Consider the following 13,181-nt stretch of genomic DNA (forward strand, 5'->3'; position numbering starts at 1 on the left):
CCGATCCGACTTGGGGGGCCAGCCCGGTGGGCAGCAGCCAGCCAGGGTCGTCGTCCCCGCGCAGGGCGACGATCGCCTGGGCCGCGTCGGGACGCCACCGTGCGACGTCGAGCCCTGCCAGGGCCTCGGTCGCCTCGCGCAGGGCGTGCCGCAGCGCCTGCTCGGCCTCGGGGAGGGTGCCGACCACCCCGGGAAGCCGGGCTCGCCAGTCCTCGACCTCGTGCAGGTGCCACGTGACCAGGAAGCCGGGCTCGAGCTCGCTGCCGAACCCCTCGACCTCGGGCACGGCGGCCCACGAACGCTCCTCGTGATGGACCAGGACGCACTCACCGGCGTCGACCGCGAGGTCGGCCACGGAGGCCGGGACCCCGCTGACGTCCCCCGGGACCGGCAGCAGCGCGGCCACCTGGTCGGCCCCGGCCCAGCGGCGGAGCAGGTCCGCGAGCGGGGCGCCGTCGGGCACGAGGTCCTCGGCCCCCGTCACGGTGTGCGGCTCGTCCTCCTCCTGGACCGCACGCAGCGCGACGCCCACCGTCTGGGGGGAGGGCTCGCCCGGCCCGGTGCCCTGCAGCCACAGCGCGAGCAGGACGGCGCGGGGCAACGTCATGAGCTGGTCGACCTGGTCCACGGGACCAAACTACGGGCCCTGCGCCGTGGACCGCCCCCGGCGCCGCGGCGGGTAGGGTCGGTGACCATGACCGTGGTGCTGGACCTGCAGGACGTGAGCATCCGTCGAGGGCCCAAGACGATCCTCGACTCCGTGAGCTGGACCGTTCAGGAGGGGGAACGCTGGGTCGTGCTCGGGCGCAACGGCGCCGGGAAGACGACCCTCCTCCAGATCGCCTCGGGACGCATGCACCCCAGCGCGGGCACCGCCCACGTGCTCGGGGAGCGGCTCGGCGCGGTGGACGTCTTCGAGCTCCGTCCCCGGATCGGGGTGGCCTCGGCCGCGCTCGCCGACCGGATCCTGCCCTCGGAGAGCGTGCTCGACGTCGTGCTGACCGCTGCCTACGGCATGACCGGGCGCTGGCGGGAGCAGTACGAGGACCTCGACCACGAGCGCGCCCGGACGCTGCTCGAGGTCTTCGGCGTGGGGGACCTCGCCGGGCGGACCTTCGGCACCCTGAGCGAGGGCGAGCGCAAGCGGGTCCAGATCGCCCGCTCGCTCATGACCGACCCCGAGCTGCTGCTGCTCGACGAGCCCGCCGCCGGGCTGGACCTGGGAGGCCGTGAGGAGCTGCTCGCGGCCCTCGCCGAGATCGCCCAGGACCACCGGGCGCCCGTCCTGGTCCTGGTGACCCACCACGTCGAGGAGATCCCCGAGGGGTTCACCCACGGTCTTCTGCTCCGTGACGGTCAGGTGCACGTCGCGGGCCCCCTCGAGGAGGTCCTGACCGCGGAGCACCTGTCCGCGGCCTTCGGCACCGACCTCGAGGTCGAGCGGCACGAGTCACGCTGGAGCGCGCGCGCCCGGAGGTGAGGTGGCTGCGGCGGTCCGTCGACTCAGCTCTGTCGTCCGGCGCCAGGAGCCACGCTCGCACTAGGATCAAGAAGCCATCGACGACGAGGGGGCGGTGTGGACCAGATCGAGATCCACTGGGTGTGGTGGCTGATCGCCGCGGTGGCACTGGGCGTCGTCGAGGTGCTGACCCTCGACCTGGTCCTGCTCATGTTCGCGATGGGCGCCCTCGCGGCGATCGGCGCGAACCTGCTCGATGCGAGCATCACCGTCCAGGTCCTCGTCTTCGTGGCCACGTCTCTTGTCATGCTGCTGGGCCTGCGGCCCTACCTGCTGCGCAACCTGCGCCGCCGTACCCCGCTGGTCGAGACCAACGCCGCGGGTCTGGTGGGTCGTCTGGCCCTGACCCTCTCCGAGGTCACCAGCCGCGGCGGGAGCGTCAAGCTCGCCGGTGAGCAGTGGACGGCCCGCACCGGCCGGTCGGACGAGATCCTCGAGGCCGACGTCGAGGCGCGGGTGACCGCCATCGACGGCGCGACCGCGGTCGTCACCGGCCTCGAGACCCCACCGATCCAGCACGACGACGTGGGCGGGGCCGACCCGGCCCGGCCCGACGGCACGACCCCGCCCCACCACCCTGAGGACAGGTCATGATCGACAACCCGACCGTCAGCGCCAACCAGCTGATCATCTACCTCGTGCTGGGCCTGGTGGCCCTGTTCGTGATCATCACCCTCATCCGGGCGGTGCGCATCGTGCCGCAGGCCCAGGCCTTCATCGTCGAGCGTCTGGGGCGCTACTCGCGCACCCTCCACGCCGGGCTGCACCTGCTCATCCCCTTCGTCGACCGGGTCCGCGCGGGGGTGGACCTGCGCGAGCAGGTCGTCTCCTTCCCGCCCCAGCCCGTGATCACCTCGGACAACCTCGTGGTGAGCATCGACACGGTCATCTACTTCCAGGTGACCGAGCCCAAGTCAGCGGTCTACGAGATCGCCAACTACATCCAGGGCATCGAGCAGCTGACCGTCACCACGCTGCGCAACGTCGTCGGGTCGATGGACCTCGAGCAGACCCTCACCAGCCGCGACCAGATCAACGGACAGCTGCGCGGGGTGCTCGACGACGCGACCGGTCGCTGGGGTGTGCGCGTCAACCGGGTCGAGCTCAAGTCGATCGACCCGCCGCAGTCCATCCAGGGGTCGATGGAGCAGCAGATGCGCGCCGAGCGTGACCGTCGCGCGGCCATCCTCACGGCTGAGGGCGTCAAGCAGTCGCAGATCCTCACCGCCGAGGGCGAGAAGCAGGCCGCGATCCTGCGGGCCGAGGGAAGCGCCCAGTCCGCGATCCTCAACGCCGAGGGTGAGGCCCGCGCCATCCTCCAGGTCTTCGACGCCATCCACCGCGGGGACGCCGACCCCAAGCTGCTCGCGTACCAGTACCTGCAGATGCTGCCCGAGGTCGCCAAGACCGACTCGAACAAGGTCTGGTTCATCCCGACCGAGTTCACCGCGGCGCTCAACTCGATCAGCAAGGGCTTCGGGGTCGGTCGTGCGGACGAGGACGAGAGCAGCCCCGCGCGGCCTGCCGGCACCTCGCCCCTCAAGGTCGAGGACATCGGCCCGACGGCGCTGACCGACCCGGCCGAGGCCCTGGCCGCCGCGAAGCGGGACTCGGAGGCGGCCGCGAAGGACGCCACGAGCGCCGGGACCCTGAGCGGGCGGGGGCGCGCACCGAAGGCCGGTCAGGACGCACCGGCTCCGGCCTCACCGGCACCCGAGCCGCCGATGCCGCAGCCCGGCAGCGAGCAGCCCGGCAGCGAGCAGCCTGGCAGCGAGCAGCCCCCCGCCTGACCACGTGCCCCTCCACCACCTCACCGCGGTCGACGACACGCGGCTCGACGACTACGCCCGCCTCACGGACGTCGCCCTACGCTCCAAGCACGAGCCCGCCAAGGGCATGTACATCGCGGAGAGCTCGACGGTGATCCGCCGGGCCGTCGCGGCCGGGCACCGGCCCCGGTCGTTGCTCATGGCCGAACGCTGGCTGCCGGACCTCGCCGACCTCATCGAAGAGGTGGGGGCCGGGCCCGACGGCGACGTGCCCGTCTTCGTAGCCGAGCCCGCCCTCCTCGAGGAGATCACGGGCTTCCACCTGCACCGCGGGGCCCTGGCCGCGATGCACCGCCCACCGCTGGCCTCGGTGCACGACCTGCTGAGCGGGGCGCGCGGCGGTGCCGGGGCGCGCCGGGTCGCCGTGCTCGAGGACATCGTGGACCACACCAACGTCGGTGCGGCGTTCCGCAGCGCGGCGGCCCTCGGGGTGGACGCGGTGCTGGTCACCCCCCGCTGCGCGGACCCGCTCTACCGGCGCAGCGTGCGCGTCTCGATGGGCACGGTGTTCCAGGTGCCGTGGACGCGGATCGACCCCTGGCCCGAGGGGATCGCGACGCTACGGGCCGAGGGGTTCGTGACCGCTGCCCTCGCGCTGTCCGAGGGGGCGGTGACCCTCGACGAGCTCGCGGCTGACCCTCCCGAGCGGCTCGCCCTGGTGCTGGGCACCGAGGGGGACGGCCTGCGCCGCGCGACCGTCGAGGGGGCCGACACGGTCGTGCGGATCCCGATGGCCGGGGGAGTGGACTCGCTCAACGTGGCTGCGGCTGCCGCGGTGGCGTTCTGGGCCACCCGCGTCGCGCCGCCCTGAGCTCCACGCAACGCTGAGTCCTCGTCAGCTCGGGCCCTAGTCCGCCCGAGCTGACCCTGGGACGACCACCCCCGCGGTACCGAGCCCGAGCCGGTTCGGTGTCGCGGCGGAGCGATGCTCAGGATGCTGGTTCGATCTCGCTCTCGACGACCCACTTGTGGTTGGTCATGGTCATCCCGTCCACCTCGAAGTCGACGATGTAGACGGTCTCCCCGGTCGAGCTGGCGATCATGGCCGTCGCGCCGTCCATGCCGGTCATGTGCTCGGCGGCCAGTGTCACCTCGGCGCCGTCGGGCAGGAGGTCCTCGCCGACGTCGCGGATCTCCTCCTGCACGACCCAGCGGTGGTCCTCGACCCGGTCACCACCGGTCGTGGGTGTGTAGTCGACGGCGTAGGTGTAGGTCTCGTAGGCGCCGACGACCGTCGCCGTCGCGCCGTCCATGCCGGCCATGTGGTCGGCCGTCAGGATCACCTCCGCGCCTACCGGATACCTGGGCTCATCGCGCTCCGTCATGCCCTCGGGTGCAGGGCCGCCGTCAGCGGGGTGGTCGTGGCCTTCGTGATCGTCGCGATCCCGGTGGCTCTCGGAGGGCGGCGCCTGCGCCTCCTCCGAGACGGGTGCGGAGCAACCGCTCATCAGGGTCGCGGTGACGAGCACCCCGAGGGTCATGGTCCTGCCCAGACGTCCGGTCATGAGAGAGGTCCTTCCTTTCGTGCTGCTTCTTGTACCCGGAGGCAACCGTGACGCGTGATGGTCATGGGGCTTGGTCCTGCGGAGGGTGATGCGTCGACAGCTCGAGCACGCGGTCAGCAGCGTCCACCGTGTCTTGGCGGTGAGCGACGACGAGGGTGGCACGCTTGTCGGAGGAGCTGAGGAACTCCATGATCGCGGCGTCGGCCTCGTGGTCGAGCGACGCGGTCGCCTCGTCGAGGACGAGGACGTGTGGGTCTCGTAGCAGGGCGCGAGCGATCGCGACGCGGGCACGTTGTCCGCCGGAGAGCCCGTGGCCATGCTCGCCGACCGGCGTGTCGAGCCCGAGGGGCAGTCCGACGTCCGGACGGAGCAGTCCGACCTCGAGGGCAGCACGTTCGACGGCGGCAGCAGGGGCGTCGGGCTCGCCGAGAAGGACGTTCGTGCGCACGGTGCCACGCAGCAGCGGTGATGACTGCGGCACGATGGCGACGATGCGACGCAGGGCGTCGTCGGGAAGGCCTCGAACATCGACCCCGTCGATGCGGACCGCACCTGAGTCCGGGTCCCACAGCCGCAGCGCGAGCCGAGCAGCCGTGGTCTTGCCTGCGCCGGACGTACCCGTGAGAGCGACGACCTCTCCAGGCCTCACGTGCAGCGAGAACTCCCGCAGCACGGTGTGAGCGCCGTCGTAGGAGAAGGTCACGGAGTCGAGCACGAGTCCGCGTTCTCCTTCTGGCCGCGCTCCCTCCGTCCTGGTCGGCTCGTCAGCGCCGGGCACTTCCTCATCAACGGCAGGCGGCATGTCGAGCACGTCGACGATCCGTCGGGCGGCTGCACGCAGCGTCCCTGTGCTGCGCAGCAGATCCGCGATCTGCGCGGCTGGACCCAACCCGGCGACGGCGACGGTCAGAGCGAGCGGGATGTCGGCCGGTGACACGGCCGCGCTGTCGAGCCGCGCGATGACGAGGGTGCCGAGTGCTGCGGTGGCGAACAGGAGGTCCCCGATGCCACGCTCTGCTCCCAGTCGTGACGCCTCACGCTGCTGCAGGTGTCCGTGAGCGCGGGTCGCCGCGGAGACCCGCGCGAGCTGGGCGTCAAGCGCGTCAGCCCCCGCGAGCTCGCGAAGCCCTCGGACCGTGTCGAGGACCTGCGAGCGGAGGTGGGCCGCCCCCGTCGCGAGCTCGAGGTTGTCGAGCCTGGCGCGCCGCGCCGTTGCCATGGGGACCACCACCCCGACGACGAGGAGTGGCACCCACACCAGGAGCAGGAGGGGGCTGATGGTCGCTGACGCGGCAACGCTGACGCTGAGGACGAGTCCTGCTCCGAGTGTCTGGGCGATGGTGTGGGCGTAGAGCCACTCGAGGGTCTCGATGTCGGCGACGACGGTCGTGGTGAGGTCACCGGAGTGCCGGTGGCGAGTGCGTGCCGGCAGTGCACGACGCAGCGCGTCGAAGACGCGACCGCGCAGGACCCCGATGAGCCGGTAGGCGAGGTCGTGGGACACCCAGGACTCACGCCATGCGGCGCCGGCTGCGATCAGGCCGAGCGTGACGAGTCCCACCGCCGTCGAACCGAGCGGGACGGCCTCGCCCGTGATCGCATGACCGACCGTCGTAGCCAGCCCGAGCGCGATCGCCAGGACAGCGGCCTGGGCGACGACGTTCCACACGACCGTCTCGACGAAGAGCCGTCGGTGGGTCGCCACGACCGGCAGCATCCGCAGGATCGATCTCATCGGGCGGCACCGGTGAGTGACCGGGGCGTCGGCGGGCCCGTTCCCGCAGCCACGACCCGCCCGCCTTCGAGCTCGAACCACCGATCAGCATGAGCGCACGCGCCTGCACGGTGGGCGACGATGACGATGGTGCGGGCCCCACCCCATCCCGCGACGGCGCGCATGACGCGCCGTTCGGTCTCGGGATCGAGCGCTGACGTCACCTCGTCCAGCACGAGGACGGGCGCTCGGGACACCAGAGCACGCGCTACGGCGAGACGCTGACGCTGACCGCCTGAGAGCTGCGCCCCGTCCTCGGCGAGGACGGTGTCGTATCCCTGCGGCAGAGCGAGCAGCACGTGGTGGATCTCTGCGGCGCGTGCGGCGAGCTCGAGCTCGGTGTCGGTGGCGTCAGCGCGGTAGAGACGCAGGTTGTCGCGCACCGACCAGGCGAACAGCACAGGGTCCTGCGCGACGACGACGACGCTCTGGGAGCGCGCGGTCCGGCTGTAGGTGCGCAGGTCGACCTCCCCGACGAGCACGGTTCCGTGATCTGGGTCCATGTCGCGCTCGAGGAGCCTTGCCAGGGTGCTCTTTCCCGAGCCGGAAGCTCCGATGATGGCGACAGTCTCACCGGGTGGCACCCGCAAGGTCACGTCGGTGACGCCCACGTCGGTCTCGGGGTACCGGTATGTCGTCCCGACGAGCGCTATCGATGAAGGGGCGGGGGCGGGGTCGTGACGACGTCCGTCCTCCGGCACCGCGGGCTGGGCGGACAGCACCTCGTCCAACCCGTCGACCGCGGTGAGCCCGAGGTAGCCGGCGTGCCAGTGCCGTGCGAGGTCGATCACGGGTCGGAAGCACTCGCGAGCGAGCAGCAGGACGGTGACCACGTCGGCCGGTCGCAGGACGCCGTGTGCCGCGTCGCTGATCGCGGCCAGGACCGCCAGGACCGTCCCGACCTGCAGTGCCAGGACACCGGTCCCGGTGTCGACGAGCGACCAGCGCAGCTGGTTCATGGTGGAGGTGCGAAGGCCCTCCGCCTGGGCGGCCAGACGACGACCAACGCGCTCAGAGGCGCCGAAGAAGCGCAGCAGGGGGATCGACTGCAGCGCTTCGACGTAGTGCCCGGCGAGCTCCTCGAACTGCCTCCAGCGCCGCCGACCGTGGCGCACGAGCCGGAGATCGCCGAGGCGGGGCAGCAGAACGGCGACCGTGGTCGCGACGGCGAGCACCCCGGCCGCCCGCGGGGAGTAGGTCCCCACGAGCAGCACGACGCCGACAGGCACGAGCATCACGACGACGAGCTGGGGCAGGTAGCGCGTGCAGTAGGCGTCGAGTCCGTCGACCCCGTCCAGCACGGTCGCCGCGATACGCCCGGAGCTGCGTTCGGCAGCCGGGACGGCAGCGAGATGATCGAGCAGGCGCGCACGGAGCCGCCCCCGGACCCGGACCCCGACCCGGGTCGCCATCGGTTCCTGAGCCCACACGACGAGGGCGCGCAGGAGGGCGACCCCAGCCAGGACCATCAGCTGCGGCAGTGCCTGCTCGTCACCCCGCACGATGGCGCCCACCGCCGCCCCGGCGTAGATCGCGAACACGACGTGCAGGACGCACAGGAGGATGCCGAGGGCGGCCAGGGTAGCGACCGAGCCGGAGACGACCCCGGCGAGCTGGAGGAGTCTGCGGTGGAGCACGGGTCAGAACGCGTCGGGGTAGAGCTGCTCAGAGATCTGTCGCACGATCGAGATGTTCCCGAGAGTGCCCGGGAACACGTCAGCACTGGAGACGGCGATGAGACGCCCCTCGCGTACGGCGGGCATGTCGGGGAACGTCGAGGTGAGGTAGTCCCGGGTCGCGGCCTCGTGCATGTCGTCGTAGACGCTGAACACGAGCGCGTCCGGCTGCTCCGCGGCGAGCGACTCCGGCGTGATCGGCGCGGCGAAGAAGTCGTCGAAGGCTGACTGGTCGGGCGCGTAGACGCTGTCGGCTCCGGCACGCTGCAAGATGTCGTACTCCACACCGGCACCGATGGCCGACACCGTCGTGCCCTCGACGTACACCTGAGCGACTCGTAGCTGCTCGACGTCGGCGATCGCCGCCGCGACCTCGTCCAGCTCGGCCTGGCTCTGCTCGACCAGCTGGGCGGCGGTGTCCTGGACCCCGAAGATCTCGCCCAGGTTCTCCAGGTCCGTGAACAGGTCGTCGACCGCACCGGACATGCGTCGCTCGGCGCACCCTCCCGTGGCCACGTACACGGCGGCCCCCGCCTGCTCGATCTGCTCGATGCTCGCGAAGCCCTGCTCGGCCGTGAACTCGTACGTCGTGGGCGAGTAGACGAAGTCTGGTTCGACAGCCAGGAGGTCCTCACGAGCAGGTGGCATGACGTCACCGATGACCGGCACGTCCTCAGCGAGGTCGGCGACGTCTCCGGGCAGGGCCTGTGCGCCGGCCTGGGCCTGGCCGGCGAGGCGGTCGGCAAGCCCCAACCGCAAGAGCAGCTCTGTCTGGGCGGGGTGCATCCCGACCGCAGCGGAAGGTGCGCTGTCGATGACGACCTCGCGGCCGCAGTTCTCCAGCGCTGCAGCAGAGGACACGGCACTGTCCTCGGTGGTCGAGGCCTGGTCGGTCGAGACCGCCTGACCGCAGCTGGCAAGGAGCGCGATCGCGAGTGCGGAGACCGTCGCGCGACCAGCTGCGGTCGAGAGACGGGGGGAACTGGTGGTGGTCATGGGTGGGGTGCTCTCTACGTGGAAGACGGGACTGGGGCGGAGGTTCTGACGACGGCTGTGGGCAAGGGTCGGAACGCGAGCACCGGCGGGTCACCGAGCACCCGCACGTCGATGGCGAACGTCGCACGGATGAGGTCTGGGGTCAGGACGGCTCCGGGCGCGCCGTCCGCCACGACGTGCCCGGCTGCCAGCACGACGACGCGGTCGCAGTACTGAGCTGCGAGGTTGAGGTCGTGCAGCGCGGCGATGACGGTGCGTCCGAGGCCACGGACGGTGCTCATCAGGTCGTGCTGGTGGCTGATGTCGAGGTGATTGCTGGGTTCGTCGAGCACGAGGACGGGGCTGCGCTGTGCCAGCGCGCGCGCAAGCATGACCCGCTGCCGCTGCCCACCTGAGAGTGAGGCGACCATTCGGTCGGCGAGGTCGTCGACCTCGGTGCTGCGCATGGCCTCCTCGACGATGGCCACGTCCTGTGCGGTGTCGCGTCCGAAGGAGGCGTGGTGCGGTCCTCTGCCGAGCAGCACCGTCTCGTACACGTCGAGGTCGAACTCGGTGCTCGGGTCCTGAAGCATGACAGCCACCCGACGAGCAGCCTCTCGCGAGCTGAGGGTCAGCACGTCGTCACCGTCGACCCGCACTGCGCCGGCGCTCGGTCGAACAGCCCGGTAGAGGGTGCGCAGCAACGACGACTTCCCGCTGCCGTTCGGGCCCACGAGCCCGACGAGCTCACCGGGCTCGACGACGAACGAGGCCCCGTGGACGACCTCGCGACCTCCGAGCGTGACACCCACCCTGTCGATCTCGACCCTCATCGGCCGAGCCCAGCTCGGTCGGCACCGTCGCGGCGCATGAGCCACAGGAAGAAGGGGGCCCCGACGATCGCGGTCAGGATGCCGAGCGGGATCTCCGTCGGGGCAGCCACGGTGCGGGCGAGCAGGTCCGCTGCCATGAGGAACACGGCACCGCCCAGCACGGTCACGGGCAGGGTACGGCGGTGGTCAGCACCGACGCAGATGCGCGCGACATGGGGCACGACGAGCCCGACAAAACCGATGCCACCAGCGACCGACACCACGGTGCCGGTGAGCAAGGACGCGACGACGAGCAGGACGGCACGTAGCCGGGTCGCGTCCACGCCCAGAGAGGCGGCTGACTCGTCCCCGGTCATCAGCGCGTTGAGCGAGCGAGCGAGGCCAGCGGCGACGGCACAGCTGACGCCGAGAGCGATCGCCGGCCCGAGAAGGTTCGGCATGGTCGCGGCGGAGACGCTGCCCAGCAGGAAGAACAGGACGCTCACCACGTTCTGCGCGTCAGTGGAGATCGTCAGATAGCTGGTGATCACGCTGAACAGGCTGCCGAGCGCGACTCCGGACAGGATCATGCGGGTGGGGGACAGGGCGCCGTTCTTGCGGGCGAGCGCGGCGACACAACCGCACGCCACCAGTGCACCGGCGAACGCCGCGACGTTCAGGGAGAGACCGCCGACGGCAGCTGAACCGAGCACGATGACCAGGACCGCGCCGACGCTCGCGCCAGAGGAGACTCCCAGGATGTAGGGCTCGGCGAGCGGGTTCCGCACGGTGACCTGCATGAGTGCGCCAGCGAGTGCGAGACCTGCACCCGCGAGTCCCGCGAGCAGCACCCGCGGGATGCGGAACTGCCAGACCGCCTGGTCCTGCAACGGAGTCAGAGAACCGTCGCTCATCCACGGCATCCCCGGTGCGAGGTGGCCCACGACGATCTGAGCAGCCTGCAGCGGCGTCACCTCGACCGACCCCACGGCCCCTGACACCACGACGAGCGAGGCTCCGACCAGGGCAAGACCAGCGCTGAGCACCGCAGTTCGTCGAGCGAGCGGACGACGAGTTGCGGCGACTTCTCGCGGCGTCGTGACGTCGGTCACGGTGCGATGAGAGTCGACAGCATGGCAGCACCATAACGAGACTCGTTATCACTGCCTAATCTGGTCAGCTCCGAGGCCGGGGCTGGGTCTTCGGCGGTGCGGGCTCTAGTCGAGCCGGGGGAGGGAGAGGTCCTCGACGACCTCGGCTCCGGGCAGCTGTGCGAGGAGGTCCCCGGGCAGGGCCAGCTTGGAGTGGCGGACGCCGCTGCCGATCACCACGTCCCCGGCAGCGGGCACCCGGGAGTCGACCAGCACGCGCCACGGGGTGGGCAGGCCGACCGGGGTGATCCCGCCGTACTCCATCTGCGACTCCTCGACGGCGCGATCCATGGCGAGGAACGAGGCCTTGCGCACGTCGAGCAGACGCTTGACGACGGTGTTGACGTCGGCGCGGGTCGTGGCGAGCACCACCGCTGCGGCGACCCGCTCCTGGCCGGCGCGCCGTCCGGCGACCAGCACGCAGTTCGCCGAGGCAGCGAGGGGCAGGTCGTGGGCCTCGGTCAGCGCTGCGGTGTCGGCCAGCCCTGGGTCGATCTCGGTCACGTGGACGGCGGTGGCGACCGCAGGCTGACGCTCGGCCCAGGCGCGCAGGGCCGCCAGGGTGCTCGGGGCGAGGAGGTCGGGGTGGTCGAGGGCCGGGGACCAGGTCAGGGTGCCGAGCTGCATCAGCCCATCATCGCTGGAAGGTCGGTGTCAGGGTCGCGCGGGCCAGGGTGTGGAACAGCGACAGGAAGGCGACCTTGGTGGGCGTCGTGGTCTCGTCGACGTCGAGCCGGTCGACGTCGAGGGCGTGGACCGCGAAGACGTAGCGGTGCACGCGGTCACCCTCGGGCGGGGCAGCTCCGGTGAAGCCGGTCCCGCTGCCGTCGTTGCGCACCTGGACCGCGCCCTCGGGCAGGTGCGCCCCGTCGGCGGAGCCTGCCCCGGTCGGCAGCGAGGTCGTGCTCGCGGGGAGGTTCGCGACCGTCCAGTGCCAGAAGCCGGCGGGGGTCGGGGCGTCGGGGTCGAAGCACGAGACGACGAGGCTGCGGGTGCCCTCGGGCAGGCCCTCCCAGGCGAGGTGGGGTGAGGTGCTGCCGCCCTCGGCGCTGTGGGTCTCGGCCATCGGGGTGCCGTCGGACACGTCCTGGCTGGTCAGCGTGAAGCTGGGGACGGTCGGCAGCTGGTCGTAGGGCTCGGGGGCGAGGGGGCGGTGCAGGTCCATGGGTCCTCCGCGGGGTCGTGGTCGTGCGACCCATCCTCCACGGCTCGCGCGGGGGCGCATCCCGGCGGGTGTGGGCTCGCTCACCCGTGTGCTCGCAGCGGATTGACACCGGTCGGGTGTCAGCGTCTACTGAGATGCTCGAACACGTGTTCGAACTGTGCACCAAGGGCTGCGCTGGTGATGTGGCCGGTGCGGCCGGGGAGGAGGGGCGGTGAGTGCGGTCAGCGTGGCCTCGGCCTCCCTCGACGAGGACCGGGCGGCACGTGCCCGTGCGGTCCTCGCGAAGGCCGAGGAGCGCACCGGCGCGAGCCGGTGGGTACGTCCGGTCCGCCCCCTCGAGCCGGTCGACACCGAGATCCCGTCGTCCCCGGTGCGGGCCGCCGAGGGGCATGCTGCCGAGGAGCCCGCAGCAGGGGAGCTGGTGCTGCCCGTCCCGGCTCACCTGAGCGGCCTGCTGCCCCGCGGGGGGCTCGAGCGCGGCAGCACCGTGGTGGTCGCCGGCTCGACCTCGTTGGCCCTGTCCCTCCTGGTCGAGGCGTCCCGTGCCGGAGGGTGGGTCGCGGTGGTGGGACTGCCGCGCGTGGGGGTCCTCGCGGCGCACCAGCTGGGTCTCGTCCTGGACCGGGTCGCCCTGGTGCCCGCGCCGGGACCGGACGGTCCGACGGTGGTCGCCGCGCTGCTCGACGGCGTGGACGTGGTCGTCGTCGGGCCGGAGTTGTGCCCGTCCCCGTAGTTCGTGAAAGCGACCCACCCGGTGTAGAGCACCACGAAGATC

At 71.5% G+C, this 13,181-nt stretch carries 14 protein-coding genes; 5 read left to right on the plus strand and 9 right to left on the minus strand.

Going from position 1 to position 13,181, the window contains the following annotated elements:
- Nucleotides 1-628, minus strand: a 628-nt coding sequence (locus L0B03_RS06625; protein WP_250444996.1) for a hypothetical protein, incomplete at its 3' end; no start/stop codon positions are given.
- A gap of 66 nt (nt 629-694) precedes the next feature.
- On the opposite strand from L0B03_RS06625, the gene L0B03_RS06630 reads away from it, so the two are divergent.
- The 4 genes from L0B03_RS06630 to L0B03_RS06645 all read left to right on the plus strand — a co-directional run bounded on the left by L0B03_RS06630 (nt 695) and on the right by L0B03_RS06645 (nt 4,159).
- On the plus strand, nt 695-1,480 hold the full coding sequence (locus L0B03_RS06630; protein ID WP_250444997.1) for an ABC transporter ATP-binding protein: 786 nt from the start codon (nt 695-697) through the stop codon (nt 1,478-1,480).
- 96 nt (nt 1,481-1,576) lie between these two features.
- Entirely contained in the window at nt 1,577-2,113 is a 537-nt protein-coding gene (locus tag L0B03_RS06635) for an NfeD family protein (RefSeq protein ID WP_250444998.1), read from the plus strand.
- Entirely contained in the window at nt 2,110-3,309 is a 1,200-nt protein-coding gene (locus tag L0B03_RS06640) for an SPFH domain-containing protein (protein WP_250444999.1), read from the plus strand. Before L0B03_RS06635 ends, L0B03_RS06640 begins: the two co-directional genes overlap by 4 nt.
- Before the next feature lie 4 nt (nt 3,310-3,313).
- A complete protein-coding gene (locus tag L0B03_RS06645; protein WP_250445000.1) occupies nt 3,314-4,159 on the plus strand; it encodes an RNA methyltransferase in 846 nt (281 codons plus the stop codon).
- Nucleotides 4,160-4,277: 118 nt separating this feature from the next.
- Here the strand turns inward: L0B03_RS06645 and L0B03_RS06650 are convergent, their stop codons facing one another.
- The 8 genes from L0B03_RS06650 to L0B03_RS06685 form a co-directional block, all read right to left on the minus strand.
- Nucleotides 4,278-4,853 (minus strand): YdhK family protein, encoded by a 576-nt coding sequence (locus L0B03_RS06650; RefSeq protein WP_250445001.1) that lies wholly within the window; start codon nt 4,851-4,853, stop codon nt 4,278-4,280.
- A 61-nt stretch (nt 4,854-4,914) separates the two neighbouring features.
- A complete protein-coding gene (locus tag L0B03_RS06655; RefSeq protein ID WP_250445002.1) occupies nt 4,915-6,588 on the minus strand; it encodes an ABC transporter ATP-binding protein in 1,674 nt (557 codons plus the stop codon).
- The gene (locus tag L0B03_RS06660; RefSeq protein WP_250445003.1) at nt 6,585-8,264 is read right to left on the minus strand and encodes an ABC transporter ATP-binding protein; all 1,680 of its coding nucleotides are present in this window, start codon (nt 8,262-8,264) and stop codon (nt 6,585-6,587) included. Before L0B03_RS06660 ends, L0B03_RS06655 begins: the two co-directional genes overlap by 4 nt.
- A gap of 3 nt (nt 8,265-8,267) precedes the next feature.
- Entirely contained in the window at nt 8,268-9,299 is a 1,032-nt protein-coding gene (locus L0B03_RS06665) for an ABC transporter substrate-binding protein (protein ID WP_250445004.1), read from the minus strand.
- A 14-nt stretch (nt 9,300-9,313) separates the two neighbouring features.
- Entirely contained in the window at nt 9,314-10,111 is a 798-nt protein-coding gene (locus tag L0B03_RS06670) for an ABC transporter ATP-binding protein (RefSeq protein WP_250445005.1), read from the minus strand.
- Entirely contained in the window at nt 10,108-11,202 is a 1,095-nt protein-coding gene (locus L0B03_RS06675; protein WP_250445007.1) for an iron ABC transporter permease, read from the minus strand. The genes L0B03_RS06670 and L0B03_RS06675 overlap by 4 nt, the downstream gene beginning before the upstream one ends.
- A 105-nt stretch (nt 11,203-11,307) precedes the next feature.
- The gene (locus L0B03_RS06680; RefSeq protein ID WP_250445008.1) at nt 11,308-11,868 is read right to left on the minus strand and encodes a YbaK/EbsC family protein; all 561 of its coding nucleotides are present in this window, start codon (nt 11,866-11,868) and stop codon (nt 11,308-11,310) included.
- A 7-nt stretch (nt 11,869-11,875) separates the two neighbouring features.
- Nucleotides 11,876-12,406 (minus strand): YbhB/YbcL family Raf kinase inhibitor-like protein, encoded by a 531-nt coding sequence (locus L0B03_RS06685; RefSeq protein WP_250445009.1) that lies wholly within the window; start codon nt 12,404-12,406, stop codon nt 11,876-11,878.
- Between the two features lie 211 nt (nt 12,407-12,617).
- On the opposite strand from L0B03_RS06685, the gene L0B03_RS06690 reads away from it, so the two are divergent.
- Complete coding sequence (locus tag L0B03_RS06690; protein WP_250445010.1) at nt 12,618-13,139, plus strand: hypothetical protein; 522 nt, start codon at nt 12,618-12,620, stop codon at nt 13,137-13,139.
- Nucleotides 13,140-13,181: the final 42 nt, after the last annotated feature.

The sequence above is a fragment of the Actinotalea sp. C106 genome, assembly GCF_023630195.1.
Lineage (GTDB): Bacteria > Actinomycetota > Actinomycetes > Actinomycetales > Cellulomonadaceae > Actinotalea.